Origin of the sequence: Streptomyces sp. NPDC059003 (assembly GCF_042740445.1) — a bacterium.
GTDB lineage: Bacteria > Actinomycetota > Actinomycetes > Streptomycetales > Streptomycetaceae > Streptomyces.
Genome location: NZ_JBHYJH010000197.1, coordinates 1 through 15,239, shown reverse-complemented (window position 1 = coordinate 15,239; position 15,239 = coordinate 1). Strand labels below are relative to the sequence as shown.

Below are 15,239 nucleotides of genomic sequence, written 5' to 3'. Positions count from 1 at the left end.
GGGGTGCCAGGGGCGGCAGCCCCTGGTTTCGGTGAAGGGGCGGGCCTGGGGCGCCACCCGCGAGGCACCTACCCCCGCAGTGCCCGCCCCAGATACACCCCCGTCCGACTCCCCTCCGCCCCCGCAACCTCCTCCGGAGGCCCGGCGGCCACCACGCGGCCCCCGTCCGCCCCACCCCCAGGCCCAAGATCCACCACCCAGTCCGCCCCGGCCACCACGGCCATGTCGTGCTCGACGACCACCACGGAATTCCCCCCGTCGACGAGCTCGTGCAGCCGCCCCACGAGGATCTCGACATCGGCGGGGTGAAGCCCGGTGGTGGGCTCGTCCAGGAGGTACAGGGTGTGACCGCGCCGCACCCGCTGCAACTCGCTGGCGAGCTTGATGCGCTGGGCCTCGCCGCCGGACAGCTCCGTGGCGGGCTGGCCGAGGCGGAGATAGCCGAGGCCGACGTCGAGGAGCGTGCGCAGGCTGCGCAGCACGGCGGGGGTGTCGGCGAAGAAGTCGGCGGCGGCCTCGACGGTCAGGTCGAGGACCTCGGCGATGTTCCGGCCGCCGTGGGTGACCTGGAGGGTCTCGGGGTTGTAGCGGGCGCCCGCACAGTCGGGGCAGGGCGCGTACGTACTGGGCAGGAAGAGCAGCTCCACGCTCACGAACCCCTCGCCCTGGCAGGTCTCGCACCGCCCGCCCGCGACGTTGAAGGAGAAGCGGCCGACGCCGTACCCGCGCGCCCGCGCCTCGTCGGTCGCCGCGAAGACCTTCCGCACGACGTCGAAGAGGCCGGTGTACGTGGCGAGGTTGGACCGCGGCGTGCGCCCGATCGGCTTCTGGTCCACGCACACCAGGCGGCCGACGCCCGCCAGCTCCTCCGTGATCTCGCCGACGAGCGTCGACTTGCCGGAGCCGGAGACCCCCGTCACGGCCGTGAACGCGCCCAGCGGCAGCTCGACCGTCACGTCACGGAGGTTGTGCCGCGTCACCGGGCCGACCTTCAACCAGCCCCGGGGTGCGCGCACTTCACGTACGGCAGGTCGCTCGCGGCCGAAGAGGAACCGGGCCGTCGACGACTGCGCCACCCCCGCCAGATCGGCCACCGGGCCGCTGTGCAGGACCTGCCCGCCGTGCTCGCCCGCGCGCGGGCCCACGTCGACGATCCAGTCCGCGTGCCGCATCACGTCCAGGTGGTGCTCGACCACGAAGACCGAATTGCCCGCCGCCTTGAGGCGGTCGAGGACCGTCAGAAGGGACTCGGTGTCGGCCGGGTGCAGACCCGCCGACGGCTCGTCGAGGACGTACACGACACCGAAGAGGCCGGAGCGCAACTGCGTCGCCAGGCGCAGGCGTTGGAGCTCGCCGGGGGAGAGGGTCGGGGTCGCGCGGTCGGGGGAGAGATAGCCGAGGCCGAGCTCGGTGATCGTCGCGATCCGGGCCAGGAGGTCGGCGGTCAGGACGCGGGCGGTCTCCGAACCGCCCGCGCTCCCGAGGATGTCGGCAAGGTCGGAGAGGGGGAGCGCGGAGAGGTCCGCGATCGTGCGGCCCGCGAACGTGACGGCCATCGCCTCCGGGCGCAGCCTGCTGCCGCCGCACGCCGGGCACGGCTCGCTCGCGAGGAAGCGCTCGGCCTTGGCGCGCAGCGTCGGGCTCTTGGAGTCGGAGAACGTCTTCATGACGTAGCGCCGCGCGCTCATGTACGTGCCCTGGTACGGGCGTTGGATGCGGCCCGCCTCGCGCACCGGGTGCACCGTCACCACCGGCTGCTCGTCCGTGAACAGGATCCAGTCCCGCTCCTCCTGCGGCAGCTCGCGCCACGGGCGGTCCACGTCGTGGCCGAGGGTGTCGAGGACGTCGCGGAGGTTCTTGCCCTGCCAGGCGCCGGGCCAGGCCGCGATCGCGCCCTCGCGGATGGACAGGTGCGGGTCGGGGACGAGGAGGTCCTCGGTGGTGCGGTGGACCCGGCCGAGACCGTGGCACTCGGGGCAGGCGCCCGCCGCCGTGTTGGGCGAGAAGGCGTCGGAGTCGAGCCGCTCCGCGCCCGGCGGGTAGTCGCCCGCGCGGGAGAACAGCATGCGCAGCGAGTTGGAGAGGGTGGTGACCGTGCCCACGGACGAGCGCGACGTCGGGGCCGCGCGGCGCTGCTGGAGCGAGACCGCGGGCGGCAGGCCCGTGATCTCCTGGACCCGCGGGGCGCCCACCTGGTGGATCAGGCGGCGCGCGTACGGGGCGACCGACTCGAAGTAGCGCCGCTGCGCCTCGGCGTAGATCGTCCCGAAGGCGAGCGAGGACTTTCCGGAGCCGGAGACTCCGGTGAAGACCGCGAGGACGTCCCGCGGAATGTCCACGTCCACACCGCGCAGATTGTGCTCGCGGGCACCCCTGACCCGTACGAAAGGGTCGTGGTCGTGGAGGTGAGGGCTGTGCATGGGCGGGCTCCGTGCGCGGGTCGGGGGTAAACCCCAAGATTCTAGGCCTGGGCTGTGCGCGCCACCCGGGGCCGCTCAGGGCCCGCCACCCGGGGCCGTGCCAGGCCCGCCACCCGGGCCAGGCGCCGGAAGGAGTCCAGCAAGCCCTCGCGGTCGTACGTGCTGGTGGTCACCAGGACCTCCTGGGCGCCGCTGTCCTTGATCAGCGCCTCCAGGGCGTCGCCGACCTGGTCCTCCGTGCCGTGGATGTGGCCCTGGAGCCCCGACTCGTAGAGGCGCCGCTCCTTGTCGGTCATGGCGCCCGTCGCCGCGAGCTCCGCGACGCGCTCGGCGGGCGGGAGCGGCGGGAACGTGCCGTGCGTGCGCGAGTGCGCCATCGACCAGGCCTCCGGGACCAGGAGCCGGCGCGCCGCCTCCTCGGAGTGCGCGACGGCGACGGTGCCCGCGACGATCACATACGGCTCCGCCGCCCACGGGGACGGCGTGAAGGACGTCCGGTAGTGGTCGATGGCGCGCAGCATCTTCTCGCGGCCCTTGAGGTCGCCGATCACCAGCGGAAGGCCCGCGTCCGCGGCGATCGTGGCGCCTTCGCCGGTCGCCAGGACGTACGCGGGCACGGTCATCCCTTCCGTGGGGCGCGCGTGCGCCCCCGTCGGCGACGTGCCGTGGAAGAAGTCCGTCAGCTCGGTGAGCTGCGCCGCGAAGTCCTCCGCTGCGTGCTTGTCCCGGCCGAGCGCCTTGCGCACGCCGTCCGTGAACCCGACGGAACGCCCGAGCCCCATGTCGATCCGCCCGGGGAACAGCGCTTCGAGCACCCCGAACTGCTCCGCCACGACCAGCGGCTGATGGTTCGGCAGCATCACGCCGCCCGTGCCGACCCGGATGGTGCGCGTGGCCCCGGCGACCGCCGCCGCGAGCACCGTCGGCGCGGAGCCCGCGACACCGGGCACCCCGTGGTGCTCCGACACCCAGAAGCGGTGATAGCCGAGCGCCTCGAGCTCCCGCGCGAGACCGACGGTGTCACGCAGCGCCTGCGCACCGTCGTGCCCCTCGCGGGTACGGGACCGGTCGAGGACGGAGAACCTGGTGGATGCGATCACTGAGCTCACACCTGTGTTCAACGCTCATGGATCCCCAGGATTCCCAGGAACGGAGTGGCGTTACCCTCCCAGAGCCAGCCCAGCTCCACCCATGGAGGCACCGTTGCTGTTCAGGCGAGACGTACTGGCGAAGATCGCGTCCGGGCAGGTCGATCTTGCCTTCCGGAGCTGGCGCAGGCCCGGCGTACGGCCCGGCACCCGGCTGCGGACCGAGGCCGGAGTCCTGGAGATCGGCGAAGTGACGGCCGTGACGGAGGCGGAGGTCTCCGAGCGGGACGCGCACCGCGCGGGCTTCGCCGACCGGGCCGGACTCCTCGCCGACCAGCGGCCCGGCGACGACCGGCGGCTCTACCGGGTCGGCGTTCGGCTCGTCGGCGAGGACCCGCGGGCCCGGCTGCGCGAGGACACCGTCCTGTCGGCGGTGGAGCTCGACGAGATCGTCACGGCGCTCCGGCGCATCGACGCCCGCAGCAGACGCGGCCCCTGGACCCGCGGCGTACTGGAGCTGATCCGGGACCACCCGGGCGTGCGCGCCGGCGAACTGGCCGCCCTCGTCAGCCGGGAGACCCCGCGCTTCAAGGCGGACGTCCGGACGCTGAAGGAGCACGGCCTGACGGTGAGCCTCCCCGTCGGGTACCGGCTCTCCCCGCGCGGACGCCTGGTCCTCGAACGCTTCGAGCGGCTGCGCGAGAGCGGTGACGGCTCCGTAGGCTGAGGGCGTGATCGATGACAACAGACCAGGTGGGCCGAGTCGGCGGCCCCTCGCCGTGTTCGATCTCGACGGCACCCTCGCGGACACCGCGCACCGGCAGCGGTTCCTGGAGCGCAAGCCCCGCGACTGGGACGCGTTCTTCGCGGCGGCGCCGGACGATCCGCCGTTGCCGCGCGGGGTCGCGCTCGCCCGGGAGAGCGCCGAGGAGTGCGAGGTCGTCTACCTCACCGGGCGGCCCGAGCGCTGCCGCGCCGACACCGTGGCGTGGCTGGCCGCGCAGGGGCTGCCCACGGGGCGGATCTGGATGCGCCGCGACCACGACCGGCGGCCCGCCCGCCGCACCAAGCTGGAGATCCTGCGCCGACTCGCGCGCGACCGCGAGATCCGCGTGCTCGTGGACGACGACGAGCTGGTGTGCGAGGACGCCGAGCGGGCCGGGTTCACGGTGGTGCGGGCGCGCTGGGCCCGGGAGTCGGCGGCGCTCAAGGACGCGCAGGAGCGGGAGGGCCGTACCTGAGCGCACGTGAAGGGTGCGCCTGAGGGACGTACGCGAGGGACGGCGTGTTTCAGTCCGCGTCCTCCAGGCGGAAGCCGACCTTGAGGCCCACCTGGTAGTGCTTGATCTCGCCGTCCTCGATATGGCCGCGCACCTGCGTGACCTCGAACCAGTCCAGGCCGCGCAGCGTCCGCGAGGCGCGCGTGATGCCGTTGCGGATGGCCTGGTCGACGCCTTCGTGCGAGGTGCCGACGATCTCCGTGACCCGGTAGGTGTGCTCGGACATGAGGGGGCTTCTCCTCTCCGCGGCAGTGCGGTGCCCTCCACGGTAGTGCCGCGGATCCTTGTCGGCCTCTTGACCTGCGCCCTGGTCCATACCAAAATCCCGCATACCCGTTCGAGCGCGTGCTCTTCCCCACGTCGGGCTCTTCCCACCGCCTGTCCGCAGGCAGAAAGCGACCGACGTGAACGCGCGCCAGAGACGCATCTCCCTCTCCCTTGCCCTGACCTTCGCCGCCACCGCCCTGCTGCCCGGCTGCGGCGCGCTGCCCGGCGGCGGGGACGACAAGAGCACCGTCACGGTGTGGCTGATGAAGGGCAGCGCGTCGGACGCGTTCATCGAGCGGTTCACGGACGACTTCGAGCAGCAGCACGGCGACCTCGACCTGGACATCCGCATCCAGGAGTGGACCGGCATCGGCGAGAAGGTGCAGACGGCCCTCAAGCAGGGCGACGGACCCGACGTCATCGAGGTGGGCAACACCCAGATCGCCCAGTACGTCGACCAGCGCAGCCTGGAGGACCTCACGCTGGAGTCCGCGCGCGACCTCGGCATGGAGGACTGGCTGCCGGGCCTCGCGGAGCCCGGGCGCTACAACGGCGCGCAGTACGGCATCCCGTGGTACGCCGCCAACCGCGTCGTCATCTACAACAAGGACCTCTTCGCGCAGGCCGGGATCAAGCAGCCGCCGAAGACCCGGCAGGAGTGGCTCTCCGCCACGACCCGCCTCGACTCCGGGGTGAACCAGGGTATCTACCTCGCCGGACAGGACTGGTACACGCTCGCCGGATTCATCTGGGACGAGGGCGGCGACCTCGCCAAGGACAAGGGCGGCACCTGGCGCGGCACCCTGGACACCCCGGCGGCGCTGCGCGGCATGGATTTCTACCGCCGGCTCCAGGCGCTCGGCGACGGACCGCGGGACGCCGACGAGGAACACCCGCCGCAGGCCGGGGTGTTCGCCAAGGGCGACGTGGCGCAGATCATCGCGGTGCCGGGCACGGCGCGCGCGATCGAGGAGCGCAACCCGCAGCTGAAGGGGAAGCTCGGCTACTTCCCGATCCCGGGCAAGAGCGCGCGCAAGCTCGGTACGGTCTTCACCGGCGGCTCGGACCTCGTGGTCCGCAAGAACACCGACGAGCGCAAGGGCGCCGTCGAGGTCGTCAAGGCGCTCGCCGGGGAGAAGTGGCAGAAGGAACTCGCGCGGACGATGGACTACGTCCCCAACAAGACGACGCTCGCCTCCGCCGTGTCCGGTGAGGCCGGGGTCGCCGCGATGGCGGCGGGGGCCGCCCGCGGACGGGCGACCCCCAAGTCCCCCGAGTGGGCCGCCGTCGAGGCCGACAACCCGATCAAGGCGTACATGTCCAAGGTCCTGGCCGGCGCCGACCCGGCCGCCGCGGCCAGGAAGGCCTCCGGCCGGATCACCGAGGAGCTCGACGGCCACTGACGGCACGGGGCCCGCCGACCGCGCGGGCCCCGGCGGCTCAGGACGCCGTGCTGAGCGACAGCGCGAAGCGCCCCCTGGCGTCGGTCCACCAGTGCGTGAGCGTCAGGTCCGCCGCCGCGAGCTCGCGCCGCACCCCCTCCTCGCGGAACTTCGCGGAGATCTCCGTGCGCAGCTCCTCGCCCCGCTCGAAGTCCACCGCGAGGTCCAGGGCCTGCACCTTCACGGTCTGCGCCACCCGCGAGCGCAGCCGCATCTCGATCCACTCGTGGGCCCGGTCCCAGACCGCGACGTGCGAGAACGCGTCGGGCTCGAAGTCCGCGCCCAGCTCGCGGTTGATGACGTGCAGCACGTTCTTGTTGAACGCGGCGGTCACGCCCGCCGCGTCGTCGTACGCGGAGACCAGGACCGACTCGTCCTTGACCAGGTCCGTGCCGAGCAGCAGCGTGTCGCCGGGGGAGAGCAGCGCGCGGACCGACGCCAGGAACACGGCGCGCTCCGCGGGCAGCAGATTGCCGATCGTGCCGCCGAGGAACGCCACCAGGCGCGGCCCACCCGTGCCGGGCAGCGCCAGACCCCGGGTGAAGTCGGCGATGAGCGCGTGCACGCTGAGGGCGGGGCGCTCGGCGAGCAGCGTGTTCGCCGCGCCGGTGAGCGCGGACTCGCTGACGTCGACCGGGACGTAGGTCTCCAGAGCCGTCAGGGCGTCGATGAGGTGCCGGGTCTTGTCGGACGAGCCGGAGCCCAGCTCGATCAGGGTGCGGGCGCCGGTGGCCGCGGCGATCTCGGGGGAGCGCTCGACGAGGATCTCCCGCTCGGCGCGCGTCGGGTAGTACTCGGGCAGGGTGGTGATCTCGTCGAACAGGACGCTGCCGCGGGCGTCGTAGAACCACTTGGGCGGCAGGGTCTTCGGGGTCTGGCCGAGGCCGTGCAGGACGTCGGCGCGCAGCGCGGCGTCGGTGGCGTCCTCGGGCAGGGTGCGGGTCAGCAGGAACGGGCTCACGCGGGTGGCTCCTTGAGCGGGGTCAGCAGGATGTCGGTGGGGTCGGCGGCGAGCACCGTGCGGTCGGGCACCTCGCGCCAGTCCGGGTCGTCGTCGTACGGCTCGGAGGCCACGACGACGCGGCGGCCGGGTTCGGACCGGTACCAGAGGGTGTCGCCCCAGGCGGTCGCGGCGATGGTCTCGCCGTCGGTGAGCAGGAGGTTGAGACGCGAGGCGGGCGCGGCCCCGGCCACGGCCACGACGGTGTCCGCGAGCGCCTGCGCCGCGTCGGCGCCGTGCCGGAGCCGGTCGAGGACGAGCGCCCACACGAGCGCCGAGTCGCAGCGCGCCTCCAGGGCGAGCAGATCGACGGGCGGCAGCGCGGCGGCGAGCGGCGCGAGCGAGCCCGGCCAGCCGGACACGGCGCCGTTGTGGCTGAACAGCCAGGGACCCGCGGCGAACGGCGCCGCGGCGGCCTCCCCGTCCGCGCCCGCCACGGTGGCGTCCCGCACGGCGGCGAGCACCGCCCTGGAGCGCACCACCCGGGCCAGGTCCGCGAACGACGGATCCCCCCAGACGGGGCCCGCGCGCCGGTAGCGCGCGGGCACCGGGTCGCCGTCGGCGTACCAGCCCACGCCGAAGCCGTCGGCGTTGACCGTCCCGTACCGCTGCCGCCGCGGCGCCCACGACTGCCTGAAGAGGCTGTGCGCGGGCTCCACGAGCAGCGTCCCGAGCGCCTCGGGCTCGCCCAGGAAGGCGAGGTGACGGCACATCAGACGAGCTCCGCGGTCAGCTCGGCGGCCGTGGCGTCACGGGCCGTGCGGAAGCCGGAGAAGATCTGCCGCCGCACCGGGTGGTCCCAGTTGCGGAACGTGCCGCGGCACGCCACCGCGTCGACGGAGAACGCGCCGCCGCGCAGCACCTTGTAGTCGCCGCCGAAGAACACCTCCGAGTACTCGCGGTACGGGAACGCGACGAACCCCGGGTACGGCAGGAAGTCGCTCGCCGTCCACTCCCACACGTCCCCTATCAACTGGCGTATCCCGAGCGGCGACGCGCCCTCGGGATAGCTGCCCGCGGGGGCCGGGCGCAGATGGCGCTGGCCGAGGTTGGCCCGCTCGGGCGTCGGGTCCTCGTCGCCCCAGGGGAAGCGGGTGGAGCGGTCCTCGCGCGGATGGTGGCGGGCCGCCTTCTCCCACTCGGCCTCCGTGGGCAGACGCCGGCCCGCCCAGCGCGCGTACGCGTCCGCCTCGAACCAGCTGACGTGCAGGACCGGCTCGTCGGCGGGCACCGGCTCGATGCGGCCGAAGTGCCGCCGCAGCCACTGCCCGCCCTCGCGGCGCCAGAACAGCGGCGCGCCCAGGCCGTTCCTGCGCACCATGTCCCAGCCGCGCTCCTGCCACCAGCGCGGCTCCTCGTACCCGCCGTCGTCGATGAAGCGCTGGTACGCGGCGTTCGTCACCGGCGCGGTGTCGATGCAGAACGGCGGCACGACCCGCTGGTGCGCGGGCCGTTCGTTGTCGAGCGCCCACGGCTCGGTGGACGTGCCCATCGTGAACGGGCCGCCGGGGACGAGCACTTCGGGCGGGCCGCCGAACGCCGGGGCGGGCCCCGGGTCCGGGGCGGTGAGCGCCGGGGCGCCCGACCGCAGCTGATGGGTGATCAGCATCGTCTCGTCGTGCTGCTGCTCGTGCTGCGCGATCATCCCGAAGGCGAAGCCCGCGTCCGTCAGGAGCGAGCCGTGGAACGGCGCGTTCTCCAGGACATCGAGGGCGCGGCCGCGCACCTCGGCGGCGTAGCGGCGCGCCTCGTCGGGCGCGAGCAGCGGCAGCGAGGGACGCGCGGCGCGGGGATGCTCGAACGCGTCGTACAGCGAGTCGATCTCGGGCCGCAGCGCGTCACGGCCGCCGACCGCGCGCAGCAGCCACTGCTCCTCCTGGTTGCCGATGTGGGCGAGGTCCCACACCAGCGGGGACATCAGAGGCGAGTGCTGCGCGGTCAGTTCCGGGTCGTCGACGCAGGAGGTGAGCAGCGCGGTGCGCTCGCGCGCGCCGAGCAGCGCGGCGAGCGCCCGCTCCCGCAGGACCTCGGGGTCGGCGGTCGCGCCGTGCGCGGGCCCGGTCGGGGAGCCGGTCATCGGAGAACGTCCTTCCCGGGGGCCAGCGCCCCGTCTGCGTGCGATGCGTCAGGAAACCTGTCGAGCAGGTCGTCGGCGGGGCAGCGGCCCCGTGCCACGTACCGGTCGGCGTGCGCCGCGACCGCGGCAAGGACTTCGGGGGCGGCCCCGAGGCGCGGCAGCGCGTCGAGCGCGGCGGCGAAGCACACCGCAGCGGCCTCGTGCAGCTCCGGATCGGCGAGGCCGTGGCGCGCCGCGTCCAGCCACAGCGGGCTGTGCGGGGCGGGCGTCGGCCCGGCCCGCTCGGCAAGCGGCTTGACCGTGCGGTACGCCGTCTCGGCGGCCCCCGGGTCGTCGAACAGGGCGCAGGTCACCGCCAGCGGCACCACCCAGCCGTCCGCGCCCGGCTGCGCGTCGATCATGCGCAGCTCCAGGTGCCCGCGCGGTCTGACCGGCGGGAACAGGGTGGTGAGGTGGTAGTGGAGATCCGCGCGCGTGGGCGGCCGCGGGGCACCGGAGCGCACCCAGGACCGGAAGCTCAGGCCCTCCGGCACGAACCACGGCGTGCCGTCGCCGTCCGCGGTGCGCACGCACATCACCGGCGCGTCCAGGGCGTGCCGCGCCCAGGCCGCCCGCGGTTCGTCGTCGAGCGCGGGCGCGCCCGATCTGCCGGGGTCGATGCCCGCCCACACCGCCTGCCGCGTGGACCGCCAGCCCGTGCGACGCCCCTCCTGGAAGGGCGAGTTGGCGAACGCGGCGACCAGGACGGGTCCAAGGAGATGCGCGAGCCGCCAGCGCCGCGCGTACCCGAGCGGCCCCGGCTCCTCGAATCCGGCGTCCAGACAGACCTGCACGGACGCCGTGGAGCACATCATGCGGCGGCCCGCGCGGCCCGACCGGTCGAACCAGCACTCCATCGCGTCGTACCGCGGCTCGTGCAGGATGCGGGTCGGGGCACGCCACGGGTCGGAGCCGAGGCCGGTGAGGGTCAGATCGAGGGGTTCGAGCGTGTCGTGGACGACGGCCAGATCGGCCGATACGGCGGACACGCACTCCATGAGCGACGCGGCGGGCAGCGAGCTGAGCTCCAGCTGACCGCCGGGTTCCACGGTGACCGCCGAGTGGAGCGACTTGGTCCGCAGGGCCGCGCGGGCGGTCTCGACGCGGGCGGACGACACGGGAAGGTGCGGGGAGTGCCGGTCGTGGACGAGCCATTCCAGCTCGACACCGGTGGTGGTGGGCGGGCCGTTCTTGAAGCAGATGCCGTGCACCAGGGCTTCCACCTCGGCCTCGGTCACGGCGTCGCCCGCGCGCGCGTGACGGTTCCTACAGTCTCCCTCGGACATGTCGGGGATCCTCCTGTTCCGGGCTGCCCGGGCCGCATGCCCGGGCAGCGCTCGTAACACCCAAGACCCTCGCGCTATTTCGCACAAGACTGCCCCCGGTGGCCGGGAAATGCCGTTGCGGTGAACACGGGCCGTGGCCCACGATCGGTCGATGCACCACACGGGGGAACTGTTCCAGTATGAGACGGGGGCGCCCAGCGCGCCCGACATGGCCGAAACGGCGCGGTGTGCCGCGGGGGAGCGGTGAGCGCGCGGTTGCGCGGCATCGCGCGGGAGACGGTAGCGGCCGTCGACGCGGGCGGCTACACGGCGCCGGACGGGCGGTGGGTGCCGCTCGCCGACGCGGTGGCCGCCGCGCGCGCCGGGACCAGGGTCTACGGGCCCGGGCCCGTCGCCGTGCCGCCCCGCGAGCCGGGCCCGACCGTCGTCGAGGTCACCGGCGAGTCCAGCCTGGAGGCGGCGCGCCGTCTGGTCGCCGCCGCCCCCGACCCGGTGGCCGTCCTGAACTTCGCGTCCGCCCGCAATCCGGGCGGCGGCTTCCTCAACGGCGCACAGGCGCAGGAGGAGGCGCTCTGCCGCGCCTCCGCGCTGGACGCCTGCCTGCTCGCGGCCCCCGGCTTCTACGACCACCACCGGGCCGACCGCGACCCCCTCTACAGCGACCGCGTCATCCACACGCCCGCCGTCCCGGTCTTCCGCGACGACCGCGGACGGCTGCTCGACGCGCCGTACGCGGCCGGATTCCTCACCTCGCCCGCGCCGAACGCCGGAGTGGTACGGCGCCGCACGCCCGAGCGCGCCGCCGCGCTCCCCACCGTCCTCGCCCGGCGCGCGGGACGCGTCCTCGAAACCGCCGCGACCTGCGGCTACCGCCGTCTCGTCCTCGGCGCGTGGGGCTGCGGCGTCTTCCAGAACGACCCGGCCCAGGTGGCCGCCGCCTTCCGCACCGAGCTGCGCGGGCGCTTCCAGGGGTACTTCAGCCACATCGTCTTCGGCGTGCTCGACCGGACGCGGGAAGCGTCAACACGGGGGGCCTTCGAGGCGGCGTTTGCGGGGGCGGTGGGGGCCGACCCCGCAGGCCCGCGCGGGGGTGCGGCCGAGCGCTGAGCGCTGTGTCGTCGTTCGGGTGCTGCGCCGTCGTGGCTGGTCGCGCCCACGCGGCGGAGCCGCATATCAACACAGTCCCGCGCCCCTTCGGGGCGCCTCTGCCGGGCGGCCTCGGCCGTCTGGCGCACCCCGTGGGGCAGGCGTGGGCCGTGCGCCGCACGCTCGGGCCATGACGTTCTCCCGCAGGCAGCTCGCACGTGCCCTCGCCGTCCTCGCGCTCGGAGCCGCGAGCCTCGCCCCGGCCTCCCCACCGGCGCCGTCGGCCCCACCCGTACCGAACGCCGCCGCCCCGCTCCCGCCCACGACCTCCGCCTGGCTCCCGTACTGGGACCAGGAGGCCGCGCTGCGCGACGCCCTGCGGCACGCGCGGCAGCTGCACACCGTGAGCCCGTTCTGGTACGAGACGAAGTCGGCGACCCGTGTGGAGGGGCACCCGGGAGCGGGCGCGCGGCGCGTCGTCGACGCCCTGCACGGGGCGGGCATCAAGGTCGTGCCGACCGTCATGGAACGGCTGCCGCCGGGCCGGCTCGCCGCGATCCTCACCGACCCGGGCCGCCGCGCCGCTCACGTCGACGCCCTCGTGGACCTGCTGCGCGGCCAGGCCTACGACGGCCTCGACCTGGACTACGAGACCATCGCGCCGACCGGCGACACCGCGTACCGCCAGGTCCGCGCCGCCTACGCCACGTTCGTCACCGACCTGTGCGGGCGCCTGCACACGCTGGGCAAGAGCTGCGTCGTCACCGTCTCCCCGAAGACGACGCGCAGCGGCCGGGTCTGGGACTACCGGCGCCTGGGCGCCGCCGCCGACCGGGTGCGCCTGATGGCGTACGACCTGCACTGGGCCGTGGGGCCGCCGGGACCGCTGGCCTCGCCCGCCTGGTACGACGAGCTCCTGCGCCGCGCCACCGCCGAGGTGCCCGTCCACAAGCTGGAGCTGGCGCTGCCCGCGTACGGCTGGGACTGGGCCGTCGGCTCCCCGGCGCGTGCCCGGCACGTCACGTGGAGGGAGGCCGAGGCGCTGCGCCGCCGCGTGGGCGCGCGCTACCGCATCGACCCCGGGTCGGGCACGCCCCACTTCACGTACGAGGAGGGGCGGGTGCGGCGCACGGTCTGGTACCAGGACGCGCGCGGCACGGCGGCCCATCTGGCGGTGGCGCGCAGGCACGGGGTGCGGAACGCGGGGCTGTGGGCGCTGGGGTTCGAGGACCCCGAGGTGTGGGAGGTGCTTGCGCGGGGCTGAGCCGGGGTGCCGCGCGCAGGGGTCAGGCCCGGTCCGGCCCGTGCTCGAACTCGTACTGGGCCGCGAGCTCGTCGAAGGAGTCGCTGGTCGCGTCGCGCAGCTCCGCCGGGTGTGCCGCGCCGACGAACGCCCGTACGCGGTCGGTCACTTCGGCGGCCTTGGCCGCGCCGGCGAAGATGCCGAGGACGAGGGCCCCGCCCTCGCCCAGGGTGAAGCCCCACGGCACCTCGCAGGGCCCCTCGTGGTCCTCGACGGGGCACAGCAGCCGGGCGACCGGCTCCTGGAGCGCGAGCGCCTCGTCCGTACCGGTGCATCCGTGGATGTGGATTTCGTAGACCTGCACGCCGCAGACGGTAGACGCCACCGCGCCGCACCGCACCGGGATTTCCGCCGCCCCGGCCGCCGGGGTGCGTCACGGAGCCGCCTGCGCGTCGGCGAGCGGCTCCGGCCACTGCTCGTGCCAGCGGCGGTCGTCCTCCAGCTGCGCCGCGAGCGAGAGGAGCAGCGGTTCGCTGCCCGCGGGGCCCAGCAGTTGGGCGCCGACGGGCAGACCGCCCGCGACCCGGCCCGCGGGCACGTTCACGCCGGGCCAGCCGAGCACGTTCCACGGCCACGCGTACGGACAGGCCGCGATCATCGCCTGGTCCGTGCGCCAGCCGCTGAGCTTGGCCAGGGCGCCCACGCGCGGGGGCGGCGTCGCCGTCGTCGGCGCGAGCACCACGTCGTACGTGTCGAAGACCGCGCCCACGCGGCGGTGCAGCGTCGCCTCCGCGCGGCGCGAGAGCCGCAGCGGCGCCCCGCCGAGGAGCCGTCCGAGGCGCGCCGCCTCCTTGGTGCGCGGGTCGAGGAGCGAGGGGTCGGGCACCTCCCGCACCCAGGTGGCGACGCCCGCCGTGGCGCGCGGCACGAAGGCGAGGCCGATCTGGCCGTAGCGCGGATCGGCCTCCGTCACGTCGTGCCCGAGCGCGGCGAGGCGGTCGGCGAGGTCCACGACCTTGTTCCGCACGAGCGGGTCGAGGCTCTTGGGCGTCGCCGTGAACGGCATCCGCAGGGAGAGGGCGACGCGCAGCCGGCCCGGCTCGCGCGTCACGGCCTCGACGGCGCGGATCGCGGACGGCTGGTGCAGATCGTCCGCGTGGTTGCCGCTCGCCGCGTCCAGGAGCAGCGCGGCGTCGGCGACGGTGCGGCCGAGCGGGCCGTTCACGGTGATGCCGTTGAAGGCCTCCGGCCAGGGCCACGTCGAGATGCGCCCGCGCTGCGGCTTGATCCCGACGAGGTGGGTCCACGCGGCCGGGATGCGCACCGAACCGGCGCCGTCCGAGCCGAGCGCCGCCGGGACCAGGCCCGCGGCCACCGCGGCGGCCGAGCCGCCCGACGAACCCCCGGGCGTGTGGCCCGGGTTCCACGGATTGCGGGTCTCGCCGAACGCCGGGCCCTCCGTGAACGGCCACTGTCCCAGCTCGCACGTGTTCGTCTTGCCGACGATCACCGCGCCCGCCGCCCGCAGTCTGCGCACCGCCTCCGCGTCCTCGGCCTTCGGCGGGAACGTGCCCGGGCAGCCGAACGCCGTCGGTTCGCCCGCGACGTCCGTGTCGTCCTTCACCGCGAGCGGTACGCCGAGCAGGGGTGCGCGGGCGCCCGCCGCCAACTTCCGGTCGGCGGCGTCCGCTTCGGCCAGGGCGGCCTCGGCGCGCACCACGCGGAACGCGTTCAGGGCGGGCTGGGTCGCCTCGATCCGGGCGAGGGTCCGCTCGGTCAACTCCCGTGCGGTCACCTCGCCTTCGGCGAGTGCGCGGGCGGCCTCCGCGAGGCCTTCGGAACGGTCGGAGGTCATGACGGAACGGTAGCCGCCGGCGGGGCCTCGCGGGGGCGCCCCAGTCCCGCTCCGCGCCTCGTCCTCAAACGCCGGACGGGCTGGATCTGGCGGCAAGATTTAGCCCCTCCGGCGTTTGAGGAGCGGGGTCTGGGGCGGAGCCCCAGGAAAGGGCGG

Annotated in this window: 14 protein-coding genes; 5 read left to right on the top strand and 9 right to left on the bottom strand. The window is 74.5% G+C overall.

The window, feature by feature from the left end; genetic code table 11:
- Positions 1-68 precede the first annotated feature (68 nt).
- Together ACFWZ5_RS39385 and ACFWZ5_RS39380 are read right to left on the bottom strand one after the other, a co-directional pair.
- The gene (locus ACFWZ5_RS39385) at positions 69-2,420 is read right to left on the bottom strand and encodes an ATP-binding cassette domain-containing protein (RefSeq protein ID WP_384794457.1); all 2,352 of its coding nucleotides are present in this window, start codon (positions 2,418-2,420) and stop codon (positions 69-71) included.
- A 41-nt stretch (positions 2,421-2,461) separates the two neighbouring features.
- Positions 2,462-3,529 carry an LLM class flavin-dependent oxidoreductase gene (locus ACFWZ5_RS39380; protein WP_384794455.1) on the bottom strand — a complete coding sequence of 356 codons (1,068 nt, stop codon included), beginning with the start codon at positions 3,527-3,529 and terminating at the stop codon, positions 2,462-2,464.
- A 94-nt stretch (positions 3,530-3,623) separates the two neighbouring features.
- On the opposite strand from ACFWZ5_RS39380, the gene ACFWZ5_RS39375 reads away from it, so the two are divergent.
- Together ACFWZ5_RS39375 and ACFWZ5_RS39370 are read left to right on the top strand one after the other, a co-directional pair.
- On the top strand, positions 3,624-4,235 hold the full coding sequence (locus ACFWZ5_RS39375; RefSeq protein ID WP_384794453.1) for a hypothetical protein: 612 nt from the start codon (positions 3,624-3,626) through the stop codon (positions 4,233-4,235).
- A gap of 4 nt (positions 4,236-4,239) precedes the next feature.
- The gene (locus tag ACFWZ5_RS39370; RefSeq protein WP_384794451.1) at positions 4,240-4,749 is read left to right on the top strand and encodes an HAD family acid phosphatase; all 510 of its coding nucleotides are present in this window, start codon (positions 4,240-4,242) and stop codon (positions 4,747-4,749) included.
- 49 nt (positions 4,750-4,798) lie between these two features.
- Here the strand turns inward: ACFWZ5_RS39370 and ACFWZ5_RS39365 are convergent, their stop codons facing one another.
- A complete protein-coding gene (locus ACFWZ5_RS39365; protein WP_384794449.1) occupies positions 4,799-5,014 on the bottom strand; it encodes a dodecin in 216 nt (71 codons plus the stop codon).
- 178 nt (positions 5,015-5,192) lie between these two features.
- Between ACFWZ5_RS39365 and ACFWZ5_RS39360 the strand changes: the two genes are divergently transcribed.
- Positions 5,193-6,458 (top strand): extracellular solute-binding protein, encoded by a 1,266-nt coding sequence (locus tag ACFWZ5_RS39360; protein WP_384794447.1) that lies wholly within the window; start codon positions 5,193-5,195, stop codon positions 6,456-6,458.
- Between the two features lie 37 nt (positions 6,459-6,495).
- Here ACFWZ5_RS39360 and egtD read toward each other — a convergent pair whose 3' ends face one another.
- From egtD to egtA, 4 genes are read right to left on the bottom strand one after another with little or no spacing between them, the layout of a single operon-like run.
- Positions 6,496-7,458, bottom strand: coding sequence for an L-histidine N(alpha)-methyltransferase (gene egtD / locus ACFWZ5_RS39355; protein ID WP_384794445.1), 963 nt, complete (start codon positions 7,456-7,458; stop codon positions 6,496-6,498).
- The gene (gene egtC / locus ACFWZ5_RS39350) at positions 7,455-8,210 is read right to left on the bottom strand and encodes an ergothioneine biosynthesis protein EgtC (RefSeq protein WP_384794443.1); all 756 of its coding nucleotides are present in this window, start codon (positions 8,208-8,210) and stop codon (positions 7,455-7,457) included. The genes egtD and egtC overlap by 4 nt, the downstream gene beginning before the upstream one ends.
- Complete coding sequence (egtB, locus tag ACFWZ5_RS39345) at positions 8,210-9,574, bottom strand: ergothioneine biosynthesis protein EgtB (RefSeq protein WP_384892066.1); 1,365 nt, start codon at positions 9,572-9,574, stop codon at positions 8,210-8,212. Before egtB ends, egtC begins: the two co-directional genes overlap by 1 nt.
- Complete coding sequence (gene egtA / locus ACFWZ5_RS39340) at positions 9,571-10,899, bottom strand: ergothioneine biosynthesis glutamate--cysteine ligase EgtA (protein WP_384805698.1); 1,329 nt, start codon at positions 10,897-10,899, stop codon at positions 9,571-9,573. Before egtA ends, egtB begins: the two co-directional genes overlap by 4 nt.
- Before the next feature lie 243 nt (positions 10,900-11,142).
- Here egtA and ACFWZ5_RS39335 point away from each other — a divergent pair, with 243 nt between their 5' ends.
- Together ACFWZ5_RS39335 and ACFWZ5_RS39330 are read left to right on the top strand one after the other, a co-directional pair.
- Positions 11,143-12,006 (top strand): TIGR02452 family protein, encoded by an 864-nt coding sequence (locus ACFWZ5_RS39335; protein ID WP_384805696.1) that lies wholly within the window; start codon positions 11,143-11,145, stop codon positions 12,004-12,006.
- A gap of 169 nt (positions 12,007-12,175) precedes the next feature.
- Positions 12,176-13,249, top strand: a complete 1,074-nt coding sequence (locus tag ACFWZ5_RS39330) for a glycosyl hydrolase family 18 protein (RefSeq protein ID WP_384805694.1) — start codon at positions 12,176-12,178, stop codon at positions 13,247-13,249.
- A gap of 22 nt (positions 13,250-13,271) precedes the next feature.
- Here the strand turns inward: ACFWZ5_RS39330 and ACFWZ5_RS39325 are convergent, their stop codons facing one another.
- The gene (locus ACFWZ5_RS39325) at positions 13,272-13,592 is read right to left on the bottom strand and encodes a hypothetical protein (protein ID WP_384805692.1); all 321 of its coding nucleotides are present in this window, start codon (positions 13,590-13,592) and stop codon (positions 13,272-13,274) included.
- Between the two features lie 69 nt (positions 13,593-13,661).
- Positions 13,662-15,083: an amidase gene (locus tag ACFWZ5_RS39320; protein ID WP_384805690.1), complete on the bottom strand. Its 1,422-nt coding sequence runs from the start codon at positions 15,081-15,083 to the stop codon at positions 13,662-13,664.
- Between the last annotated feature and the right edge of the window lie 156 nt (positions 15,084-15,239).

What these genes read in the sequence shown, in the direction of transcription:
- ACFWZ5_RS39330 (WP_384805694.1), top strand. Translation starts at nt 12,176, where the DNA reads ATGACGTTCTCCCGCAGGCAGCTCGCACGTGCCCTCGCCGTCCTCGCG.
- egtA (WP_384805698.1), bottom strand. Translation starts at nt 10,899, where the DNA reads ATGTCCGAGGGAGACTGTAGGAACCGTCACGCGCGCGCGGGCGACGCC.
- ACFWZ5_RS39365 (WP_384794449.1), bottom strand. Translation starts at nt 5,014, where the DNA reads ATGTCCGAGCACACCTACCGGGTCACGGAGATCGTCGGCACCTCGCAC.
- ACFWZ5_RS39385 (WP_384794457.1), bottom strand. Translation starts at nt 2,420, where the DNA reads ATGCACAGCCCTCACCTCCACGACCACGACCCTTTCGTACGGGTCAGG.
- ACFWZ5_RS39320 (WP_384805690.1), bottom strand. Translation starts at nt 15,083, where the DNA reads ATGACCTCCGACCGTTCCGAAGGCCTCGCGGAGGCCGCCCGCGCACTC.
- egtC (WP_384794443.1), bottom strand. Translation starts at nt 8,210, where the DNA reads ATGTGCCGTCACCTCGCCTTCCTGGGCGAGCCCGAGGCGCTCGGGACG.
- egtB (WP_384892066.1), bottom strand. Translation starts at nt 9,574, where the DNA reads ATGACCGGCTCCCCGACCGGGCCCGCGCACGGCGCGACCGCCGACCCC.